General features: G+C 42.7%; 21 protein-coding genes. 12 read left to right on the top strand and 9 right to left on the bottom strand.

The annotated features are described in order from the left end of the window. Nucleotides 1-938 precede the first annotated feature (938 nt). On the bottom strand, nt 939-2132 hold the full coding sequence (locus FTV48_RS11725; RefSeq protein ID WP_074383014.1) for an MFS transporter: 1194 nt from the start codon (nt 2130-2132) through the stop codon (nt 939-941). 265 nt (nt 2133-2397) lie between these two features. Between FTV48_RS11725 and cgtA the strand changes: the two genes are divergently transcribed. Then, entirely contained in the window at nt 2398-3615 is a 1218-nt protein-coding gene (gene cgtA / locus FTV48_RS11720; RefSeq protein ID WP_180000441.1) for an Obg family GTPase CgtA, read from the top strand. 27 nt (nt 3616-3642) lie between these two features. Further along, nucleotides 3643-4776 (top strand): glutamate 5-kinase, encoded by a 1134-nt coding sequence (proB, locus tag FTV48_RS11715; RefSeq protein ID WP_074383013.1) that lies wholly within the window; start codon nt 3643-3645, stop codon nt 4774-4776. Between the two features lie 74 nt (nt 4777-4850). On the opposite strand, the gene FTV48_RS11710 is transcribed toward proB, so the two are convergent. Together FTV48_RS11710 and FTV48_RS11705 are read right to left on the bottom strand one after the other, a co-directional pair. Then, the gene (locus FTV48_RS11710) at nt 4851-5447 is read right to left on the bottom strand and encodes a phosphatase PAP2 family protein (RefSeq protein ID WP_005096450.1); all 597 of its coding nucleotides are present in this window, start codon (nt 5445-5447) and stop codon (nt 4851-4853) included. A gap of 164 nt (nt 5448-5611) precedes the next feature. Further along, nucleotides 5612-6316 (bottom strand): SIMPL domain-containing protein, encoded by a 705-nt coding sequence (locus FTV48_RS11705; protein ID WP_159515942.1) that lies wholly within the window; start codon nt 6314-6316, stop codon nt 5612-5614. A gap of 476 nt (nt 6317-6792) precedes the next feature. On the opposite strand from FTV48_RS11705, the gene FTV48_RS11700 reads away from it, so the two are divergent. From FTV48_RS11700 to FTV48_RS11655, 10 genes are all read left to right on the top strand, one after another. After that, nucleotides 6793-8166, top strand: a complete 1374-nt coding sequence (locus tag FTV48_RS11700) for a diaminobutyrate--2-oxoglutarate transaminase (protein WP_005096454.1) — start codon at nt 6793-6795, stop codon at nt 8164-8166. 3 nt (nt 8167-8169) lie between these two features. Next, the gene (locus tag FTV48_RS11695) at nt 8170-9702 is read left to right on the top strand and encodes an aspartate aminotransferase family protein (protein ID WP_180000439.1); all 1533 of its coding nucleotides are present in this window, start codon (nt 8170-8172) and stop codon (nt 9700-9702) included. A gap of 429 nt (nt 9703-10131) precedes the next feature. Further along, nucleotides 10132-11163, top strand: a complete 1032-nt coding sequence (locus FTV48_RS11690; protein WP_005171700.1) for a substrate-binding domain-containing protein — start codon at nt 10132-10134, stop codon at nt 11161-11163. A 104-nt stretch (nt 11164-11267) separates the two neighbouring features. Beyond that, the gene (gene pstC / locus FTV48_RS11685; protein WP_005096457.1) at nt 11268-12647 is read left to right on the top strand and encodes a phosphate ABC transporter permease subunit PstC; all 1380 of its coding nucleotides are present in this window, start codon (nt 11268-11270) and stop codon (nt 12645-12647) included. Next, a complete protein-coding gene (gene pstA / locus FTV48_RS11680; protein ID WP_005096458.1) occupies nt 12647-14038 on the top strand; it encodes a phosphate ABC transporter permease PstA in 1392 nt (463 codons plus the stop codon). Before pstC ends, pstA begins: the two co-directional genes overlap by 1 nt. A gap of 13 nt (nt 14039-14051) precedes the next feature. Beyond that, entirely contained in the window at nt 14052-14966 is a 915-nt protein-coding gene (gene pstB, locus FTV48_RS11675; protein WP_005171697.1) for a phosphate ABC transporter ATP-binding protein PstB, read from the top strand. Nucleotides 14967-15052: 86 nt separating this feature from the next. After that, complete coding sequence (locus tag FTV48_RS11670; RefSeq protein WP_253602670.1) at nt 15053-15565, top strand: hypothetical protein; 513 nt, start codon at nt 15053-15055, stop codon at nt 15563-15565. Nucleotides 15566-15777: 212 nt separating this feature from the next. Then, nucleotides 15778-16740: a protease SohB gene (gene sohB, locus FTV48_RS11665; RefSeq protein ID WP_180000438.1), complete on the top strand. Its 963-nt coding sequence runs from the start codon at nt 15778-15780 to the stop codon at nt 16738-16740. A gap of 109 nt (nt 16741-16849) precedes the next feature. Further along, on the top strand, nt 16850-17311 hold the full coding sequence (locus FTV48_RS11660; protein WP_005096462.1) for a hypothetical protein: 462 nt from the start codon (nt 16850-16852) through the stop codon (nt 17309-17311). A 27-nt stretch (nt 17312-17338) separates the two neighbouring features. Next, complete coding sequence (locus tag FTV48_RS11655) at nt 17339-17575, top strand: hypothetical protein (RefSeq protein ID WP_005096465.1); 237 nt, start codon at nt 17339-17341, stop codon at nt 17573-17575. Nucleotides 17576-17645: 70 nt separating this feature from the next. Here FTV48_RS11655 and FTV48_RS11650 read toward each other — a convergent pair whose 3' ends face one another. The 6 genes from FTV48_RS11650 to FTV48_RS11625 all read right to left on the bottom strand — a co-directional run bounded on the left by FTV48_RS11650 (nt 17646) and on the right by FTV48_RS11625 (nt 23529). Further along, nucleotides 17646-18278, bottom strand: coding sequence for a DUF2238 domain-containing protein (locus FTV48_RS11650; RefSeq protein WP_180000436.1), 633 nt, complete (start codon nt 18276-18278; stop codon nt 17646-17648). A gap of 89 nt (nt 18279-18367) precedes the next feature. Continuing rightward, nucleotides 18368-19756, bottom strand: coding sequence for an adenylosuccinate lyase (purB, locus tag FTV48_RS11645; protein WP_180000434.1), 1389 nt, complete (start codon nt 19754-19756; stop codon nt 18368-18370). Between the two features lie 54 nt (nt 19757-19810). Then, the gene (gene hflD / locus FTV48_RS11640; protein WP_005096468.1) at nt 19811-20542 is read right to left on the bottom strand and encodes a high frequency lysogenization protein HflD; all 732 of its coding nucleotides are present in this window, start codon (nt 20540-20542) and stop codon (nt 19811-19813) included. 7 nt (nt 20543-20549) lie between these two features. Continuing rightward, a complete protein-coding gene (mnmA, locus tag FTV48_RS11635; protein ID WP_005171681.1) occupies nt 20550-21689 on the bottom strand; it encodes a tRNA 2-thiouridine(34) synthase MnmA in 1140 nt (379 codons plus the stop codon). 4 nt (nt 21690-21693) lie between these two features. After that, nucleotides 21694-22179 carry an NUDIX hydrolase gene (locus FTV48_RS11630; RefSeq protein WP_005171679.1) on the bottom strand — a complete coding sequence of 162 codons (486 nt, stop codon included), beginning with the start codon at nt 22177-22179 and terminating at the stop codon, nt 21694-21696. 54 nt (nt 22180-22233) lie between these two features. Then, nucleotides 22234-23529 (bottom strand): PD-(D/E)XK nuclease family protein, encoded by a 1296-nt coding sequence (locus tag FTV48_RS11625; RefSeq protein WP_180000432.1) that lies wholly within the window; start codon nt 23527-23529, stop codon nt 22234-22236. Nucleotides 23530-23641 lie beyond the last annotated feature (112 nt).

The following is a 23641-nucleotide window of genomic DNA, read 5'->3' as shown; positions in this document are numbered from 1 at the left end:
TTATTCATACCCTCTGGAGCGTTCTCGTTCAACCGACTTGGAAACAAGTCGGTTTCTTTTTAAGCAAAACTGTAACTTTTAGCCAATAAGATTGATCAAAAAACATTCGTTTTTTGCATTTTTTCTTGATTTCTCAAGGGTCACAGTTCAGAAATAATCCCCAATTTCTGCGGATAAGCCTTGGGGTAAGTTTTGAGCAATCTTGTAATCCAAGGCTGACATGAATTAGGGAGCATTGCGTCTATGTCAGTATGGGGATTTTTCATATGATGGGGACATAGAGAACAGGATGTTCCAACACATAAAACAATAATGATAAGTGCGACACCAGGACGTGAGGTACGACAGGAGTTATACCTAAACCCCCAATACGAAAAAGCCCGACAGGATGTCGGGCTTTTTTATGTCTTGAATCTGGATTTCGTAGATGAGATTTATGTTAAATGGAATTATTTTTAAGATATAGAAATTAAAAACCCCAGCTTTAGCTGGGGTGAATTTTTTTGGTCTTTATACATACTCATACACATCTATTAGATGCCATCGGATGTATGTACCAACCTAATTTCAATGATACCCAAAATAATGGGAAAACACAAGTTTCTATGTCATGATGCTTAATACATTGTTTTTTATTGATTAACATGGATAAAAATTTATATCTATATTTAATGAGCAAGAAGATGCTTTTAAATTTTTAGGTAAAGCAATATCTGATGGAGAATTAAAAGACCAAATTAGGAGATTTCAAAATCAATGTTTGCTTAACTATGTAAGATATAACGCACTGGTTGGTAGTGAAAATTTGGAACATATCGCGAATATTACACCTCAATTAGGTAGTATTCATCGAGAACAAAATTCTAATCTTAGAACAGAGTTAATGAAGTATGTACTTTACCAAAAGGAATAAACCGATCGATTTATTCCTTTGTGAATCAAGCATTTTGCATTTTCTTAAAATCCAAGCGATCAATCAGTAAAATTCCAATCGAGAAAATAAAGCCAAGGATCACGCAACCGATCCATTCAAACTGCTCCCAGGCATAGACTGCACCAAGCGAACCTAAAGCGGCACCACTAAAGTAAATCGTCATATAGACTGCATTAATACGTGAACGCGATTTAAGATCAATCCGATAAACCAGATTCTGATTCAAAACATGGAAGGCTGTCAGACCAAAGTACGCCATCAGCACACCAATCGCATAGATTACAATATTGTGCTGGGCAAAATATAAGGGCAGTGTAGAGCCGAACATCAGGACAATGCATAGCTTGGCGACCAGATTTTCTCTACCTTGTCCTACGGTTTTGCCTGACCAGCTTGATGAATAAATCCCGATCACGCCCAGTAAGCCAAATAACCCAATTTCGAAATCGGTGAAATAATAAGGTGCATTGCCTAATACAAAAGTCATCGAGGTAAAGATCATCGATAAAATTCCAAAACCCAAGGCACCCGCACAGGCACGCCGGATTAAATGTGGATTCTGACCTGCAAGGCTAAACAAAGAGCGGTAAATGTCACCAATAGTTAAGCCTGCCTGAGCTTGAGTATCGGGTAGTTTTTTCCACATGAGTGCTGCAAAGAGCAAGGTGATCACACCGCTGGATAAATACACACCTTCCCAAGACCAGTAAGTGGAAACAAAGCCGGCAAAGGTACGTGACAGAATAATTCCCATCACCAACCCACTCATCAGCTTACCCACTGTAGCAGCGCTGGATTCAGGTGGGCTAATGGTCGATGCAAAAGGAATTAAGATCTGCGCCGAGATTGCGCCAAAGGTGGCACACAAGGTAAACAGATATAACATTGATAAAGTCGTACTGAATGAAAGCAATATCTGCGAAATGGCTGCAAAGACCATCAGGTTAACGATCAGTTTGCGTTTATTCAGAAAGTCTCCCAAAGGAACCAAAAGCATTAAGCCGAGGACATAACCAATCTGTGCAATCACCACGGCAAAACCGGCCTGACTGGTACTAATGCCCAGACTTTTCTCGATTGAATAGATCAGAGGCTGGTTAAAATAGGCAGAGCCTGCACATAAGCCACATGCCATTGCCATCAATAATACAAATTGTGATGACAATGGACTGACAGATTTCCTTTCTGAATTGCTCATAGGCCCGACTCTTTTAACATTGCCTACACTATAGGCAGTTGCACGACAAAGCAGAAATAATTAAAAACAATCAAGTGATCATTAAAAAGTATATTAAAACAAAAGCATAGAGCTTAGTTTTGAAACTTATCAAAAATTAATGGCTGTTCAATAACATGACAGGATTAAATAAGCGATCTTCATGGAATAGCATATAAATATAGTCGAGAAATTCTTTAAAATATGGCAGAATATGGGGTTTTAAAGTTTTTAGAGGATTGGCAATATGCGCTTTGTTGATGAAGCAGTCATTACCGTAGAGGCTGGCGACGGTGGCAATGGCGTAGCCAGTTTTCGCCGTGAAAAATTCGTGCCATTTGGTGGTCCAGATGGTGGTGATGGTGGTCGTGGTGGCAGTATTTATATACAGGCTGACGACAACACCAGTACGCTAGTTGATTATCGTTATACACGTAAATTCCGTGCAGAACGAGCAAAAAATGGCCGTGGGGCGAACTGTGCTGGTCGTGGCGGTGAAGACACCGTATTAAAAGTTCCAGTCGGAACAACAATTGTAGATGTTGAGTCTGGCGACATTATTGGCGATTTGATCGAAGATGGTCAACGCGTGAAAGTGGCAGCAGGCGGTGACGGTGGTTTAGGAAATACGCACTTTAAATCATCGACCAACCGTTCACCACGTAAGTGTACGCATGGTCAAAAAGGCGAATTCCGTGAAATCCGTCTGGAGCTTAAAGTTCTGGCAGATGTGGGCTTGCTGGGTATGCCAAATGCGGGTAAATCAACCTTCATTCGTGCAGTATCGGCGGCAAAACCAAAAGTGGCAGATTATCCATTTACCACCATGGTGCCAAACCTGGGTGTGGTCGATGCCGACAGTCACCGTTCATTCGTGATGGCCGATATTCCGGGTCTGATTGAAGGCGCATCTGAAGGTGCAGGTCTGGGGATTCGCTTCCTGAAGCATCTGGCACGTACCCGTATCTTGTTACACATCGTTGATGTACAACCGATTGATGGTTCAGATCCGGCGCATAATGCCAAAGCAATTTTGAAAGAGTTAGAAAATTTCTCCCCAACACTTTCAAAACTGCCGATCGTATTGGTGCTGAATAAAGTCGACCAATTGGCTGAAGAAACACGTGAAGAATGGTGTACTCATATTCTTGAAGAATTGCAGTGGGAAGGCCCGGTTTTTGAAACTTCTGGCTTAACCGCTGAAGGTACCAAAGACGTGGTTTACTACCTGATGGATCAGATCGAAGAGCAGCGTGAACGCGAAGCTGAAGATCAAGAATATGCAGCAGAAATGAAAGCATTCCGTGATCAGCTTGAAGCTGAAACACGTGAACAAACCATCGCTGCAAAAGAAGCGTATCGTGAGATGCGTCGTCAGCAACGTCTTGCCGGTATTCTGGGCGACGATGAAGATGATGAAGATGGCGATGATGATAGTGATGTGGAAGTGTACTACGTACGCTAATCTCTGAGAGAAGAGTCTGAGGACAAGATGATAGAAGTGGTAGATGGGCAGCGTCAGCTCAAGGGTTGTAAACGAATCGTTGTTAAAATCGGATCATCTTTACTCACAGCAAACGGACAAGGTTTAGATTTAGATGCCATCTCGCACTGGGCGGGACAAATCGCAGATCTACACAATGCAGGACACGAGATTATTCTGGTGTCTTCCGGTGCTGTGGCTGAAGGTATGGTGCGAATGAAACTTGAGAATCGACCCACCGATCTACCCAGTCTTCAGGCTTGTGCTGCCATTGGTCAGATGGGCCTGATTCATACCTGGTCAAGCGTACTGGAGAAACACCAGATTCGAACGGCGCAGGTATTATTGACCCATGATGATCTGGCAGATCGTCGCCGCTATCTCAATTCATGTGATGCTTTGCAGAACCTGATTGACTGGCGCGTGATTCCAGTGATCAATGAAAATGATACCGTTTCTACCGATGAAATCCGCTTTGGTGATAACGACACGCTGGCTGCCATGGTGGCAGGTCAGGTGCATGCCGATCTTCTGATTATCTTAACGGATCAGGAAGGTATGTTTGACTCAGATCCACGCTCGAATCCAGATGCCAAACTGTTCCATACGGTACGTGCGATGGATGAGAGCCTGTTTGATATGGCCGGTGGTGGTGGTAAATTTGGTCGCGGCGGCATGCTGACCAAAGTTCGTGCTGCACGACTGGCGGCAAAGTCCGGTTGTCCGACCTTAATTGCAAGCGGTGATAGTGATGCTGTGCTATCTCGTCTGATGTCTGGTGAATTGTTAGGAACCTTGTTTGTGACTGACAAAGATCGGATGACCGCGCATCAGCAATGGTTGGCAGCACACCTGCAAACGGCAGGTCGTTTGGTGATTGATGATGGTGCGGTAAAGGCCATTAAAGACAATCATCGTAGCTTGTTGCCTGTCGGCGTCAAAGCGGTTGAAGGACATTTTGAGCGCGGTGATGTGGTGGAATGTGTGGATACACAAGGTCACCGAATTGCAGTCGGTCGTGTTAACTTTAGTTCGCGTTCGGCAGATATTGTACGTGGTCTGGCTTCTGATAAAGTGCATCAGGTTTTAGGTGAAGCGCGTTCACTCGAGATGATTCACCGCAATCATATGGCGATCTACTAAGTCATTCAGATTTAAATTTCAATCATAAAAAATCCCGCTTTCGAGCGGGATTTTTTATGACATCTTAATGCGATTTATTTAATCCAGCCCATCCGGATTAATGGCGCAAACAGTGACTGATGAATAGTTAAAATAAACTGCATGAGTTTATCCTGATATTTCCACCACAATGGTAATCCAGCTAAATTTACTGTTATTGCAATCAGGAATGCACCCAGCATATCCATCGGAAAATGCACACCGACATAAACACGTGACCAAGCTACTAGCCAAGCTGTCCAGATTAGAATTCTTCCCAAATCACGTTGTGATGAAAAATAACAAGATAGGGCAATCCCACTAAAAATACTCATATGATTGCTGGGAAAAGAACCTGTAGGTGCATGTTCGATCAGGGTGCGACCAATATCTATTACAAACGGACGTGGGGTATTCAGGATCGCGGACAATACCTCGCTGATCGACAAGGTAATTGCTGTAAAAATAAATGCCTTGATAATGCCAGTTTTTACTTCATAACTGCCACGGAACCAGGCAATAGCAAAAATCAGCAGAAAGAGATAAACCAGATCATGCGCAATCAGGGAGGCATATTGGATCATCCAGATCGAGGCGTGTTCAGGTACATTTAGGATATGAAACAGGTAAAGATTCAGTTGGTCAAGAGACATGAGCAGAGAGGATTGGTACAAATGTCCGTTACTCTAAACCGGTCAAACCTCAATTCCTACCTGAGTTTGTATGAATTTGTAGCCTTGATTATTAAAGAATATTCAAATGATAGAAAACCACCCAAAAGGGTGGTTCTTAAAAATCCGAATAATATGATGAAATCTTATTTAAACTGAATCGCACCATTGGCACTCACCGTCATTTGCGATTCACCCGCAGCAACTTCCTGCTCTGGAACAGCCATATCCGCCGATGCAGCTTTCATCATGGCCATACGCGGTACAGGTTGTGGTGAATAGTTATTGGTATTCAGATTTAAGTTTACCAGTTGATAACTCGGTTTGTTCCAGGCTTGAGTCAGTGCCTGTGCGCGTTGCTGGAAGTTTTTAGAGGCTTCAATCATCAGCTCATTTTCGACTTTTTTGCGCTTTTCGTCTGAAACTTTGAAGTTAATCGACTGGGTCTGGAAGTGCTGTTGTAATTCAGCAATCAGTTGAGACGCTGCTTTAAAATCTTTCGATTCCAGACGAATCTGGGCACGTCCACGCCATTCTTTCAATTTGCGGTTATCATTGTCATAAATAGGGTAAGTGCTTTGTGCGCCCGTCTCGATTTTCACAGTTGGATATTTGCGCGCTGTGGCAATGGCCTGATTCATTAGCTGGTTAATTTGTGTAGCCAATTCAGCTGGCTGTTTGTTGGATTTTTCAATATAAAGCACGGCATGCATTTCATCATTCGAGATTTCACGACTGGCCTCTGCTGAAAGATTCACAACATTGTAATTCAGCGATTCGGCCGGAGCTGCAAATGCGCCTGTGGCCAAGGTAGATGCAAGGATAAAACTGGTAAGTGCTAAGAGACGCATGAAATTGTCCTGTTTTTCTTAAAATTGGCCATCTAAGCCGTTGTTAAAATATTAAATCTCAATTGTGATCTTTTTACGAAATATTTGTGGTAAGAGTGTTAAATTTTCTTTCATTTTACACTCTTACTTGATTTATGTTTATCGTTAATAATTAATTGCTTAATGGTGGATTTTAAGCTTTTTTGCCTGAATGTTAGCTGTGCTACAAAAAAGCATAAAAGAACCCGCTTTTCTTTCTGCTGTCACACTGTAAGATGATCATTCAGGTTATAGGTTGGTGTGATGTTTTTTTTCGATAAAGATTAGGACAAAATGCGACTGAAAGTTGTTTATTTTCCTGAAAAATTCGGTATCATCCGCCTCCTAGTTATTTAAATACAAACTGCTAGCTAGAACCTCTTTATAAAGCGCCGAGTCAAAGGACCAAACGTCACCAGACTTATTTCTTTCACCCATATCAGAGATGGTAATTCGATATGAGCGTTACTTCTGTAAACCCTGCCACCAATTCCACAAACGAATACTACTTGACTCGCCAAAGTCAGATGGAATCGAATGTGCGTAGTTATCCACGTAAATTACCGTTAGCGATAGCGAAAGCACAAGGTTGCTGGGTTACCGATGTTGAAGGTACTGAGTACCTTGATTGTTTAGCTGGGGCAGGGACGTTGGCATTGGGCCATAATCATCCTGCAGTCATTCAAAGTATCCAGGATACAATTGCAAGCGGCTTGCCATTGCATACACTGGATTTAACTACGCCTTTAAAAGATGCTTTTACTGAAGCACTTCTTTCTTATCTTCCAGGTGGTCAAGAAGAATACTGCTTGCAGTTCTGTGGCCCATCCGGTGCAGATGCAACAGAAGCAGCCATCAAACTTGCGAAAACCTTTACCGGTCGTAGCTCGGTGATCAGCTTCTCTGGTGGCTATCACGGTATGACGCATGGTGCATTGGCCATGACCGGTAACCTGTCTGCGAAAAACGCAGTTAACGGTTTGATGCCAGGCGTTCAATTCATGCCGTATCCGCATGAATACCGTTGCCCATTGGGTCTTGGTGGTGAAGCGGGTGTTGACGCTTTAACGTATTTCTTTGAAAACTTCATTGAAGATGTAGAAAGCGGCGTGACTAAACCGGCAGCTGTGATTCTTGAAGCAATTCAAGGGGAAGGCGGTGTGGTAACTGCACCTGTGAAATGGTTGAAGAAAATCCGTGAAGTGACTGAAAAGCACAACATCGTGTTGATTCTTGATGAAGTTCAAGCGGGCTTTGCACGTTCAGGTAAAATGTTTGCCTTTGAACATGCGGGCATCGAACCTGATGTGGTGGTGATGTCTAAAGCTGTTGGTGGTAGCTTGCCGCTCGCAGTACTCGGTATTAAACGTAAGTTTGATGCTTGGCAGCCAGCAGGTCATACCGGTACGTTCCGTGGTAACCAGTTGGCAATGGGTACAGGTCTTGCAACGATCAATACCATTAAAGAACAAAACCTGGCGCAAAATGCCCAAGAACGCGGTGATTTCCTGCAAGCTGAGATTAAAAAATTAGCTGCCGAATTCCCATGTATTGGTAACGTGCGCGGTCGCGGTTTGATGATTGGTGTTGAAATTGTGGACGAGCGCCAAAAGGCAGATCACATGGGTTCTTTACCTGCTGATGGTCAATTGGCAGCAGCGATCCAGACGGCATGTTTCAACAATAAATTATTGCTTGAGAAAGGTGGTCGTAACGGTACGGTAATTCGTTTACTTTGCCCATTGATCATCACGCATGACGAATGTGTTGAAGTGATTGCTCGCTTTAAGAAAGCAGTTGCTGAAGCTCTTGTTGCAGTTCGAGGCGCATAATTCATGGTAGATTTTGCAGAACATCGTAAAGCTTTACTTTGTAATGATGCTGCATCCATCGCTGACTACCAGTCAGCCATGGATCAAGCGACCAAAGCGGTTGCAGCATGGTTGCAAAATGACAAAATGTACACGGGTGGCAGCATTAACGAGCTGCGCAGCGCGATTGCGTTTAATCCTTCTAAACAGGGGTTGGGTGTAGAGAAATCTTTAGAGCGTATGGTTGAACTTTTTCTGAATAAAAGTTTAAAAGTTCATCATCCGCATTCGCTTGCACATCTTCACTGTCCAACCATGGTGACCAGCCAGATTGCGGAAGTGCTGATTAATGCAACCAACCAGTCAATGGACTCATGGGATCAAAGCCCGGCCGGTTCATTGATGGAAGTTCAGTTAATCGACTGGTTACGTCAAAAAGTAGGCTATGGCGCAGGTCAGGCAGGCGTATTCACCTCTGGTGGTACACAGTCTAACCTTATGGGCGTACTGCTGGCACGTGATGCTTGCATCGCGAAAAACTGGAAAGACGAAAACGGTAAGCCGTGGTCGGTTCAGCGTGATGGTATTCCTGCGGATGCGATGCGTAATGTCAAAGTCATCTGTTCTGAAAATGCACATTTCTCTGTGCAAAAGAACATGGCGATGATGGGCATGGGTTTCCAGTCTGTAGTGACTGTTCCTGTGGACGAAAATGCGCGCATGGACATGGACGCACTGGAAAAAACCATGGCGCACCTTCAAAACGAAGGCAAAATCGTGGCATGTGTGGTGGCAACTGCGGGTACAACCGATGCAGGTGCAATCGATCCACTGAAGAAAGTCCGTGAAATCACCAACCAATATGGCGCGTGGATGCACATCGATGCAGCTTGGGGTGGTGCTTTAATTCTGTCTAACGATCATCGCGATATGTTAGATGGTATCGAGCTGTCTGATTCGATTACGCTCGATTTCCATAAGCATTATTTCCAGACCATTTCGTGTGGCGCGTTCTTGCTGAAAGACGAAGCAAACTATCGTTTCATGCATTATGAAGCGGAGTACTTGAACTCTGCCTATGATGAAGAACATGGTGTGCCGAACCTGGTATCGAAGTCACTACAAACCACGCGTCGTTTTGATGCCTTGAAATTGTGGATGACGGTGGAAGCATTAGGTGAAGAGCTTTATGGTTCGATGATCGATCATGGGGTTGGCTTAACGCGTGATGTAGCAGACTACATTAAAGCGACTGACGGTCTGGAGCTTTTGCTTGAGCCACAATTCGCTTCTGTGCTGTTCCGTGTGGTTCCAGCGGGCTATCCGGTTGAACTTTTAGATACACTGAACCAGAACGTGGCAGATGAGCTGTTTGCACGTGGTGAAGCGAATATTGGTGTGACGAAAGTCGCTCAGGTTCAATCCTTGAAAATGACGACTTTAAGCCCGGTTGCAACGCTGGATAACGTGAAGAACTTGCTGGCACTGGTGCTTGCAGAAGCGGATCGTATCAAAGATTCAATTGCTGATGGTACTTATACGCCACCCATTGCATAAGTGATGGTGGTGTGAAAAAAGGAGATCGAAATGATCTCCTTTTTTTTATTTTTGAGTCATAGAATGATCAATTCTATAGGTAGATTCATCAGAAAAATACCGAATATCTGTACTTATTTTAAGCTGTTATAAAATCGTCATCTAATTATGTAAGGCTAGGGAGCAAGATTTTTCTTCAATTGGGTTTTATAAAAATTGTTACATGTTAATGATCAGATTTTTTCTTCAGTTGAATGATAAAAAGAATTTAATAGTTGAAATTTATAAGTATTTTATGGATAGAAAGTATACAAATTAAAAATCATTAAATCGTAATAAAGCTGTAACTTATTTGTCATATTCTAAAATCAAAATGCATGTATCGAAATAAGTACAAAACTGAATAAAAAGTGGCGTACTCCAAATTGTATAAATGAGAGAGATACTAGAATGCGCTTTACAAATATAGCTTTAGCATTGGCATTAACAGGGGCAGCTGCTGTAACGACTGCACATGCAGCTCGTGACACGATTCAAATTGCAGGTTCTTCAACTGTACTTCCATATGCCAGTATCGTGGCGGAAGAATTCGGTAATACCTTCCCACAATTCAAAACACCAGTGGTCGGTTCTGGCGGTTCGTCAGGTGGTTTAAAGCAGTTCTGTAATGGCGTGGGTGATAACACCATTGATATCGCGAACTCTTCGCGTCAAATCAAATCTACCGAGCTGGCTGAATGTAAAAAGAACGGCGTTAACCAAGTATTAGAAATCAAAATCGGTTATGACGGTATCGTATTTGCTTCAAATGCCAATAAAGCGGCTTATAAGTTGCGTCCACAGCATGTCTTCGCTGCACTTGCTGCACAACTTCCATCAAATGGGAAAATGGTCGCCAATCCGTATACACGCTGGAACCAAATTGACAAAGCACTTCCGAATGAGCCGATCACGCTGGTGATTCCTGCTTCGAATCATGGTACGCGCGAAGTGTTCCAGGAGAAAATGGTGGATGCAGGTTGTGAATCGTATGCTGCAATTAAGTCTCTAGACAAAGATGCCAAGAAAAAAGCCTGTACCACATTCCGTAAAGATGGCCGTGTAGTTGAAATTGCAGGCGACTATACCGAAACACTGGCGCGTTTGAAAACTTCTCCAAGTGCAGTCGGGGTGTTTGGCCTAGGCTTCTATGACCAGAACCGTGACCGCTTACGTGTTGCAACTGTGAACAATGTAGCACCTTCTGAAAAAACGATTTTGAATGGTGCTTATCCGGTATCACGTCCATTGTTCTTCTACGTGAAAGGCGAACACTTGAAATCGATCAAAGGCCTACCACAGTTTACTGAATACTTCCTGAACAAGAAGGTATCTGGTAAGGGCTCTAAGCTGGAAAAAGCAGGTCTGATTTCAATGTCTGATAAAGAACGCGCAGCAGTCCTTGCAAATTTCAAGGCTGGTAAAGCGGTCATTGTAAAATAATCGATGATTTTGAAATCGCTGGTGGTAGGGTCAACCTACCATCGGCTTTTTGCGATAAACAAGTTTTTTCAAACCATGAAAATTGAGAAAACAGTGGAGAATACATGAATCTGCTACTTATAGGTGTGTTATTGGCCATTATGGCCATAGCCTATCAAATCGGATTAAGTAAAAGCCGTAACTTAGCAGGTAAGGGAAGCAATTCTGCAAACTTACACTCGCGTCCCGGATATTATGGTGCACTGGTTGCACTGTGGTGTGGTATCCCTGCGTTTTTAATTTTGATTGTTTGGAATATGGTTGAGCCAAGTTTTCTGGAGCAAGTGGTACTCAACCATTTGCCGCAGGATATTTCGGCCAATCTGGATCCGGCAAGTCTGGGCGTTGTTGTTGATCGCGTTCAGGCACTTGCCTCAGGTTTCGGTGTCAGTGATACACCTGCAGCCTATGAACTGGCCGCAGCAGAACAGTTAGCTAAATTTTCGACCATTGGGACTTTTGCCAAATTGGCAGTGGTGATTTCGGCTGCACTGGCAGGTCTGGTCTGGGCCAAAAAACGTATTAGCCAGGAATTCCGCGCACGTAACCAAGTCGAGAAAATGATTAATATCGGCTTGGCATTGTGTTCGGGTGTGGCAATTCTGACCACGCTCGGGATTGTCATGTCGATGTTTGGTGAAGCGATGCGCTTCTTCAGCTTCGTCAGTCCACTGGATTTCTTCTTTGGTACCGAATGGAACCCGGGTTTTAGTACTTCTGGCAGTGCCGAGGGCAGTTACGGTTTATTGCCACTGCTGTGGGGTACGCTCATGGTCAGTGCGATCGCACTTTTGGTCGCGGTACCGGTCGGCCTGATGATTGCGATCTATCTGGCAGAATATGCATCACCGCGCTTCCGTTCTTGGGCAAAACCGACCATTGAAGTGTTGGCGGGTATTCCTACGATTGTTTATGGTGTCTTTGCCTTGATGATCATCGGTCCATTTCTTAAAGCCATGGGTGCCATGGTCGGACTCGAAATTAATGCCACCAGTGCGCTGACCGCGGGTCTGGTGATGGGCATCATGATTATTCCATTCGTATCTTCTCTATCCGATGACATTATTACCCAGGTGCCACGTGCCTTACGTGATGGTTCTCTGGGGCTAGGTGCAACCAAATCTGAAACGATCCGTCAGGTGGTTTTACCTGCAGCTTTGCCGGGTATTATTGGTGCTTTCCTGTTGGCAGCATCCCGTGCGATTGGTGAAACCATGATCGTGGTACTTGCAGCGGGGAACAGTCCGCAGCTGCATGCCAATCCACTTGAAGCCGTATCTACGGTCACCATTACCATCGTCAATCAATTAACAGGTGATACCGACTTTGCCAGTCCGCAAGCACTGGTGGCCTTTGCCCTGGGACTGACCTTATTTGTGATTACCCTAGGTTTGAACATTGTTGCACTGATCATCGTGCGTAAATATCGTGAGCAATACGACTAATGAGTACTTCAAATACAACGCCTGTGGATCAGCGTGTTGATCCATCCGTCGCTGCCGAGCTGCGTGAAAAGCGTAAGAAGACCATTCAAAGCTCTTTGGGGCGACGTCATCGTAAAGAAAAAACATTCCGTCTATTTGGTTTCTCTGCGGTATTGGCCGGTCTGTTCTTTGTGGTATTGCTCTTCGGCAGTATTTTATCCAAAGGTTTGCCTGCCTTCTGGCAAAGCAGCATGAGTTTGCCGATTCATTTCGATCCGGCCATTGTAGAGATTGGTCCAAAACCCAAGCCAGCTGCGGGAGAGTCTCCGGCGCAGTTTGAAGAGCGTATGATTGCCTGGCAAATGGATGTCGGCATGGTGGACTGGGATGCACTGATCATCAACGGCATGATCGCCAGAGACAGCAAGCTGGAAAGTCAGCGTGATGAACTGGGTTATTTATATACCAGTTCTGAGGCTTATCGCTTACGTGACATGGTCATGAATGATCCAAGTCTGGTCGGTCAAAGCACAGAGGTTAAAATTCTGGCAGATGCCAATGTCGATGTCTGGCTGGCGGGTAATATTGATCGTTCGTTACCAGCAGAACAGCAACAACTCAGTCCTGAAGTACGCCAGGTGGCGGACGAGATGAAAGCCTCAGGTGTAATCGAAAACAGTTTCAATACTAATATTTTTACCAGCCCTGACTCGCGTAGTTCACCGGCAACGTCAGGTCTGGCAGGCGCTTTCATGGGCTCACTATTCATGATGATGATCGTGATCTTTATCTCGATTCCAATTGGGGTGGCATCTGCGATCTATCTGGAAGAGTTTGCGCCGAAAAACTGGATTACCGATATTGTCGAAGTCAACATCAACAACCTGGCAGCAGTGCCATCGATTGTGTTTGGTTTGCTGGGTGCCGCGATCTTTATTGGCTGGATGCATTTACCGCTATCGGCCCCTCTGGTCGGTGGTCTGGTGCTGAGTCTGATGACTTTGCCAACTGTCATCATCACCACACGTGCATCGCTTAAAGCGGTTCCACCTTCGATTCGTCAGGCAGCGTTGGGCTTGGGTGCTTCACGACTGCAAACGGTTTTCCATCATGTCTTGCCATTGGCTTTGCCGGGTATTTTAACTGGTGCCATTATCGGGGTCGCGCAGGCATTAGGTGAAACCGCACCATTGTTATTAATCGGGATGAGTGCTTTTGTTGCCAGCGTTCCAGCCACACCATTTGATCAGTCTACAGCGTTACCTGTGCAGATTTTCTTATGGCAGGGCAATGAGTTACGTAACTTCTTTGAAGGGCGTACCGCAGCAGCAATTATTGTACTTCTGGCCATGATGATCAGCTTGAACAGTCTGGCCATCTGGTTACGTAAAAAGTTTGAAGTCCGTTGGTAATAGGGGCAGAATCATGAACACAACTGTTATTCAAAACTCCTTAAAAAAGGATCAATCCGTGAATCCACAACAGACACAATTCACTAATGATGAGGCTACACAAAAGCCAGCAACATCGTTTGTCTCCCAATTCGATACGCAAAGTAGCAGCAAAAAAGATGAAAAGTCGACAAATGTGAAACTGAGTACATCTGATGTGCATGTGTACTATGGTGAAGCGGAAGCGATTAAAGGCATTGACCTGAACATTTATGAAAATGAAGTGATTGCTTTTATTGGGCCATCAGGCTGTGGTAAGTCAACCTTTCTGCGTACCCTAAACCGCATGAATGACACCATTGACAGTTGTCGTGTGACCGGTAAAGTCATGCTGGACAATCAGGACATTTATGATCCAAACCTGGATGTGGTCTTGCTACGTGCTCAAGTCGGTATGGTATTTCAGAAGCCCAACCCATTTCCAAAGTCTATTTTTGACAACGTTTCTTACGGCCCGAAATTACATGGTCTTGCACGTGATAAATACGATCTTGAAGAAATTGTCGAAGGCAGTTTGCGTAAAGCCGGTTTGTGGGAAGAAGTAAAAGACCGTTTGAATCAGCCGGGAACAGGTTTGTCAGGTGGTCAGCAGCAACGTTTATGTATCGCGCGTACCATCGCAGTTTCGCCTGAAGTGATTCTGATGGATGAACCATGTTCTGCGCTGGATCCAATTGCAACAGCAAAAGTAGAAGAGCTGATTTCTGAGCTTTCAACTCAATATACCATTGCGATTGTAACCCACTCCATGCAACAGGCAGCGCGTGTATCTGACCGTACTGCGTATTTCCATCTGGGTGATTTAATTGAGGTGAATGCGACCGAAAAAGTCTTTACCCAACCAGATCATCAATTGACTGAAGCTTATATTACAGGGCGTTTTGGTTAATACGATTTTAAAAATAAATCTTTTAAAACAGAATCTTAGGATTCTGTTTTTTTTTGTTATGTTCTATAAGTTTTTTAAAATTTATAATGACAATGCAACAGACCCCTGAATTTAAAGAAAAAGCTAAACTGACGCAAATCGCGATGAAAGATATGTTCTATGTGCTTTTTGGAACGGCTTATATGCATCAATATTTTGATTTAGTGATGGTACTGTTCAGTATCATATTAGCCTTGATTGTCCCTTATGAAGGCTTGTTCATTACTTCACAAAGTCAGGGAATGACCAACTATCATCGTTGGCTCTATGACGTGTTTGTGATCGTGAATACTTTCTTGGGCTTTGTGATTTTTTATATGTTAAAGCGTCAAAAATATAATATTGAGTTTAGAAAGCAATGGCGTGTTTATATTACAGCACATGCTCAATTTAAATTTCATCGTTATCTAAAAGCACAAGAGAAGGGCAAGAAACCATTAATGCATACGCGTTTTGGTGAATACTTCTTTGTGCTTATTACGATCATTTTTTTTATTGCGGTATATTCATTGATGACCCCTTCGGGGACAAGTCATCGAGGTTTTATTATATTAACCTGATGGCCAATGAATGCTTCGATTATAGCTGTAATCTATACACTTTTATTTATTTTGTATTTTCGTTTGTTCGCGATCCATGAAATTATGAATCAATATAAATTATTGATTCGTCGTGGACATGCTTGGCAACAAGATCAATAAATGCTGTTGAAAAAATCAGAATTGACCTAATCTAAGGATATAAGCCGAATTAAATAGAGAATAGATTTTTTATGTTATTTCATAGTCCGAAACTGCCCGCTGAAATCCGTGTCAGTCATTTAAATGCGCGTATCAATGAACAACGAAAAAAAATAGCGCAAACGACTGGCTCTAAACTGGAGCTTTTGCAGTTGTCACAACAGCTGTCAAAAGAAGCACGCGCACGCAAGAAAACCAATCAAAAAATCTATGTCTTGGACTTTAAAGGCGATATGGCCGCTTCTGCGGTCGAAAGTTTACGTGAAGAAATTACCCTGATTTTATCTACGGCTAAGGCAGGTCGTGACCGTGTTGTGGTGCGTTTAGAAAGCCCGGGTGGTATGGTGCATGGCTACGGTCTGGCCGCTGCTCAACTGGTACGTTTACGTGATGCCGGTTTTCACTTGACCATCTGTGTCGATAGAGTAGCGGCCAGTGGCGGTTATATGATGGCGTGTATCGCAAATGAAGTTGTGTCTGCACCATTTGCGATTGTCGGTTCGATTGGGGTGGTGGCTCAAGTGCCTAACTTTAACCGTCTGCTGAAAGACAATAAAATCGACTTTGAACTCTATACCGCAGGTCAGTACAAACGTACCGTGACCATGTTTGGTGAAAACACCGAAGAAGGGAAGGCCAAGTTTGAAGAAGAGTTACAGCAAACGCATGCCTTGTTCAAACATTTTGTAGAAAAATACCGTCCGCAGCTGAATGTGGAAAAAGTGGCAACCGGTGAGCATTGGTATGGTCGTGATGCACTGGATTTAAATCTGGTAGATAAACTGCAAACTTCAGATGAATATTTACTGCACTTGCTGACGCAACATGATGTTTATTCGATCCAGACCCGCAAGAAACCAACCTTGGGTGAAAAGCTGGGTTTACAGGCAGCGCAAATTGCGGATTCATTGATTCCAACCGTAATGAATAAGGTCATGGAAAGCTTAAGCAAAGCCAATGCAAATCTGGTACAGATGCGCGATCCTAAACTCTAATTCAGTTAAAATTGAATATATATTAAAGCTCACTGCGGTGAGCTTTTTTATGCCTTAGGTTATTGTTAGTATGCTATAAAAGATCTAATTCAATGCGGCTTTTACTGGCATGCTCACCCTTATTCTTGTTTTAGGTTTTCTGACTATCGCGATCTGTCCGATAGCATGTGCATTGTACGCTGAAGCCAAGTTACAAAATGAAGATCAAAAAAAACTTTTATTTTGGCTGGGTTTTATCCCAGGGACATGTCTCTTTATTCTATATGCTGTGTTAAAGCCAGATGATCCGCCTGTTATTCCATCGAAGGCATGTGGTGTGGTGCAGTCTTATCAGGTGCATAAAACTCGAGGTGGTAAGGAGTTTGAAGGTGTGATTATTCGCTTTGATGGTGCTCAATATAGTCGCCATTTACTCTTCGATCAGCATCTAGAGAAAATGCCGAAAGCTCAAAAGGTCTGCTTTGAATATTTAGATAAGTTCAAATATCCACATTTGTCAGAATCTAAGTTTGTTCAATGGATTGAACCGACTGAAATGCAAAACATCCCTACAGCTAATCGGATAAAATAAAGCATATTTTATTGTTAGAGCAGAAACATGGCTATAGCTGAAGCATATCTTGCAACACAAAACTGTTATTTTAATTACGAGTTTGAAGAATTGAACTTGGATGATTTCCCAGAAGAATTTTCTATTTCTCTACGTGGGATGATGTATAGACATGAAATTCAATATCCTGATGCAAGCTATTTTATTTATTACAGCGAAATGTTGACGGGTAATGAATTGCAAAAAATGAAAGATGACTGGATGCAATATTGCCCACTTTCATAAGTGAAAAATATGAATGTAATGAAATAGTTGATCACAAACCTTAATTCAATAAGATTTTGATTTTAAAAGCTCATTTCGGTGGGCTTTTTTGTAAGAGCATGAGACTACCCGTAAATATCGCACCTAATGTGGCAAGCAAGATGTCTTTATGCGCATCCCAGCTATCACCTTGCTGTCCATTATAGTTCTCCGCTTCTTCGGGAGATAAGCCAATCGCGATCAACCATTCCAGCCATTCATAGATCATGCTACTGGCCACCACAAACTGAATCACCAGCAGGAAAATGACCACAGGTTTTTGCTGCGGCAACCAGACCTGAAACAGGCGATAGAAAATGGGGTAAAGGAGTAATCCGTAGGCCAGATGAACAAAACGGTCAAACATATTGCGTGACCAATGCATGACTTCATTCAGATGAAAGCCAAAAATCTGCTCAATCCACTGATTATAAGGCACATAGGAATACAGATAGTGTGCAGCAATCACATGAACAATCAGGAAAAGGATATATAAATTAAAACTTAAAAAATTCAGCCCAATTTTATACAGACAGACCAGCAGCATGATAAGCATGAAAGCTGTACCTGCCTGATGCAAGAGATAAGCTTCCATTTCTAAAGGGTGAATACTGGCAAGCAAAATCGCCAGAATTAAAATACCCAGGCTCGCGTAATGTTTGGCAGAAAGTCGATGCTCAATCATGTCGTTATTATGAAATATCTTTTTTAGAATAAAACACATTATAAATAAAAAGGCGAAGCCTGAGCTTCGCCTTTTCGTCTTATTGCAAATTAGATTTTAGCAATCAGCTCAGCCACTTGTTTGGCCTGTTCAGCTGCATTACCTGTATAAGATGCAGGGGTCATTTCTGCTAAACGCGCACGGTCAGCAGCAGGAACAGCTTCTAACTCGTTACCGTTTACGAAATCAACCATCATGTCGCGAGTCATGGCTTGACCACGAGTCAGGGCTTTTAGTTTTTCGTATGGTTTTTCAACGTTGTAACGACGCATTACAGTTTGAATTGGTTCAGCCAATACTTCTTGCGCATTGTCCAAGTCTTCATTGATACGCGCAGCGTTCAACTCAAGTTTGCCAACACCTTTAGAGCAAGCTTCAAAAGCAATTAAGCTTTGCGCAAAACCAACACCCATGTTGCGAAGCACAGTAGAGTCAGTAAGGTCACGCTGCCAGCGAGAAATTGGCAGTTTTTCACCTAAGTGGGCAAGTACCGCGTTTGCAATACCCAAGTTACCTTCAGAGTTTTCGAAGTCGATCGGGTTAACTTTATGCGGCATGGTTGAAGAACCGACTTCACCTTCTTTCAGTTTTTGCTTGAAGAAACCAAGAGAGATATAGCCCCAAACGTCACGGTTAAAATCGATCAGAATAGTGTTGAAACGACGCAGCGCATCAAACAGTTCTGCCATGTAATCGTGTGGCTCGATCTGAGTAGTGTACGGGTTAAAATCTAGACCCAAAGACTCTACAAATGCTTGTGAATGCGCAGGCCAGTTGATGTCTGGGTAAGCAGAGTAGTGCGCATTGTAGTTACCTACTGCACCATTGATTTTGCCCAGTAGCTCAACATTTTTGAACTGTTTGATTTGACGTGCAAGGCGGTAAGCCACGTTCGCCATTTCTTTACCCAAAGTCGTCGGGCTTGCAGTTTGGCCATGAGTACGAGACAACATTGGCTGGTCAGCATGCTTTTCAGAAAGTGCAACAATTGAATCAATGATTTGCTGCATAGATGCAACCAGTACATCACGACCGCTTTTCAGCATTAAAGCATGTGACAGGTTGTTAATATCTTCAGACGTACATGCAAAGTGAATGAATTCACCGGCATTTTTCAATTCGTCGATATTGGCAATTTTTTCTTTCAGGAAATATTCAACCGCTTTAACGTCGTGGTTGGTGGTGCGTTCAATTTCTTTGATACGATTGGCATCATCTTCAGAGAAATTGCTTACAATCGCATCAAGCGCTGCATTAGTTTCGCCTGAAAACGCCGGAACTTCAGTAATTTCCGGATGGTTCGCAAGCGCCTGTAACCAACGCACTTCAACAGTCACACGAGCATGGATTAAACCAAACTCAGAAAGAAAGGGACGTAGAGCATCACATTTGCTCGCGTAACGTCCATCTAGTGGAGAAAGTGCAGTTAAAGCGTTCATATCGATTCCTTAGATTTTGGAATTAAACGTAAAACGAAACACGTGCAGTATCAGTTAAACCACCTGAAACTGTAAACGCGCCAGATTCTGAATATCTTTTAGCAACTTGCGTTTGCCAAATACCATGCCCCAGGAGCTGCCACCGAGCTGACGCCACAGGTGCGCCATTTGTAAACCGGTAAAGAGGGAAGCACGGATGCGGTTGGTGTGTCCGGCATCTTTAAAGGCTTCGGCATTGCCACGAACCATGATGCGCGGATTGATTGATCCCGCAGTATCGACATAGGTTTGAGCCAGATTGGCAATGATGCTGGGGTGCAGGTAATTGTTATCGAAAAAGGAAAGCTGTCTGAGAATTTTCTGTTGGGACTGTTCAATAATTTCAACAAATTTGGGATTGCTATAGACCTTCTTTTCTAATTGAAGAAGTGCCATGGCATAGCTCATTGGAAGTTTGGTGCTGGAAAGTTTTGGAATTCTGGATTTTGGCGAAGTATTGAAGGGTTGAATAATGCTGCTTTCTAATGTTTTTAAGCCTAAGGAAATATCGGCCAGTTGATTAAAAAAGTCTAGGGTCTGGGCATTTTCGTTATTGCCGGGACGGATATTAAGACTGGCTTTAATCAACTGTTCAAAATAAAAGTTACCGTTTTCACCAATACTTTGCTGACCACTCAATGCGGTCATATGGGTCAGCTGGGTGGCCTGAAACACACCCGCTAACGCCAAAGCGCGATTTTGACGAGTATTCAACGTTGTGGCTGGTTGAAATGGTAACTCCGTCATGCCGAATTCATCCTTTTATAAAATCAGGTTTAGGTGCATTGGTATGATGAATCACACCACCGCCTAAACAAACTTCACCTGAATAAAACACCACACTTTGACCTGGGGTCACTGCACGTTGTGGTTCATCAAACTCCACACGTACACCATTGGGTGATTCTGAATCTTGGTACACCGTACAGGCTTGATCAGTCTGACGGTAACGGGTTTTGGCCGAGCAACGGAAACCTGTTTCAGGAATATCCTGCTCGCCGGCCACCCAGTCAATCGCTTCACTCCAAAGCATGGTGCTTTGCATCAGTGGGTGCTCATGGCCTTGACCCACCACCAGACGATTGCCTTCGATATCTTTATGTAATACGAACCAGGCACCTTCCGCGACGCCTTTCATTCCGCCAATACCGATGCCGCCGCGTTGACCGAGCGTATAGTACATTAAGCCGTGATGATCACCAACCTCTTTACCGTCTTCCAGCACGATTTTTCCGGGTTGTGCCGGTAAATATTGCTTCAAGAAGTCATTAAATCGGCGTTCGCCAATAAAGCAGATCCCGGTCGAGTCTTTTTTCTTTGCCGTAGCAAGATCTAATTCTTCAGCGATTTTACGGACTTGCGGCTTTTCAATTTCACCGACAGGGAATAATGTCTTGTTAATTTCACGACCATGTACGGCATGCAGGAAATAGGTTTGATCCTTATTCTGATCAACACCACGTAAGAGTGGTGCGTATTCTTCACCGCGCGAATTGGTCATGGTTGCACCGCGACGACAGTAATGACCTGTGGCAATAAAGTCTGCACCCAAGTTCACCGCATGATCTAGAAAGGCACGGAATTTAATTTCTTTATTACATAAAATGTCTGGGTTTGGGGTACGGCCAGCCGCATATTCTGCTAAAAAATGTTCGAATACACGATCCCAATATTCCATGGCAAAGTTTGCGGTATGCAGTTTAATCCCGATTTTGTCACAAACGGCCTGAGCATCGGCAAGATCATCCATAGCGGTACAGTATTCTGTGCCGTCATCTTCTTCCCAGTTCTTCATGAAAAGACCTTCAACCTGATAACCCTGTTGAAGTAAAAGCGCAGCAGAAACAGATGAATCTACACCACCCGACATTCCGACGATGACACGTTGTTGCATAGGATTAGGCATCCAAATTTGAAATTAAGGGAGAGTTTTGGTGCTCGTAAATGAGCGATAAAGGGTATTTTTGACCTGACAGGGCATCTTGCACGGCTTTAATCACCAGGGGACTACGCGCACGAGCCGATTCTTTCAGTTCGTCCAATGTCATCCAGACTGCGCCGACAATATCTGTATCTAAAGCGGCATTTGGGTCGTAGTCAATGGATTTGGCTAAAAAGCAGAAACGAAAATAAGTACGATCCGGAAACATCGGCGGGGTATAGGTATACATCCCTAAAAGATGGGTCACTTCAACCGTATGTCCGGTTTCTTCCATGGTTTCACGAATTGCGGCTTCGATAATGGTTTCACCGCATTCCACATGACCTGCTGGCTGATTAAATACGGTGTGTGTCACAGTTTCTGTATGTTCTTCGACAAACAGGAATTTTCCGTCTTTTTCGATGACGGTTGCGACAGTGACGTGAGCAGTCCAAGCGGTCATAAAGCAGCACCATGGAAAATGATGCACTATTGTATAAAATTTTGGGGTGTGTGGCTATGTAGAATATCTATCTTGTTTGAAGTGTTTCAATGCAATTGCAATTTTATCAAAACATAATTCAAAATTTTCAAATAGTTTTGAAACTTTTCTTGAGATTTCATCAATATCTTGGACATCATCAATCTTAATAGTATTTCCTTTGAAAAACTTGGAGTATTTTGAACCGTGATCGGTTGCAGTTTTTTGGAACGATATTTGACTAAGTTTTTCGTTCTCAGATATTTTTTTTAAAGAGTTGATCATACTTAAACGGTCTTCATAATTGTTTAAAGGTCCAACCTCTGCGAAAAGACGGAGTGTTCCACTAGTATTTTCACCATTTCTGAGTTCAATCCAACAAATCAATGGATATGTATTCCACCAATTTTCACATCCATCCCAAGAGCTATTGCAGTTTTTTAGTATCTTTAACCATGAAAGTGGTAAAAAACAAAAAAGATTTCCGTTGCTCCAGAACTCAGTAATTTCAATATTTTTAATGGTTAATTTGTTTTTATCTTCCCAGTTTTCACCAAGCAGTTCGTCGAGAGCTAAATTAAATTCGTTTGAGCTACCATGTTCCCAAATAAAATCAATTAATTTTTGGTGCTGTCGATATAATGATTTCGCAATCCTTTCCATTTCTTTCGCATGTTCACTCATACCTGTAGCCTCTTTTAATGTATCAATATAATGCTCAATAAACGTTTTAACTTGAAGCGAAGTTGATGTATTTTGGATATCTAAGATACTAGGTAAAATTTCACAGATATTATCATAACCAATTGTCGCATATGAGAGATCTTCAGGTTCTTCATTATGTAGTGTTAGAAAAATACCTTTAATTATGAGATCAGGATAATCATCCTTATAAATGTTTTTAATTTTATCGATATATTGTTTTAGCTGACCTTTGTACTGCTTTGATTTAAATTTATTTTCAATCACAAATGCAAAATTATTTTTTGGTGAGAGGAGCAAAATATCAATATGATTCCATTCCCTTTTAACTTGTGTATCACGCAGATCTGCTTGAAGTATCTGAAGTGAAGTTAATCCACCTTTTAAAGATTCACCCTTTAATGCTTCCGTAAGGAATGCTTTAAGGAATTTATCACCTAATCCATGTGTATTTAATGGGTCTAAAAGCCATCCTAAAATATTAGAATGTCTGATTTCTTGGTTTTCCATTTTCATAATGTGGATTGGATTAAATCGATTTAAATATGCTTCAATCTTATTTAATTCAATATTATTAATAAAAAAATTTTCAAAATCTGAATGGCTAGGAGGGTTAAGTTCATCTTTCATAAGTATTCAGTTATCCATTTTCTTTATAATAATACTGATAGCTTTAGTGGCTATCGTTAATATCAATAATTATTTGAAATTTTTTTATTAATAATATTGAATTAAATAAGAT

The sequence above is a fragment of the Acinetobacter sp. YH18001 genome (assembly GCF_013416975.1).
Classification (GTDB): domain Bacteria; phylum Pseudomonadota; class Gammaproteobacteria; order Pseudomonadales; family Moraxellaceae; genus Acinetobacter; species Acinetobacter pseudolwoffii.
This window is presented reverse-complemented; position numbering and strand designations above follow the sequence as displayed.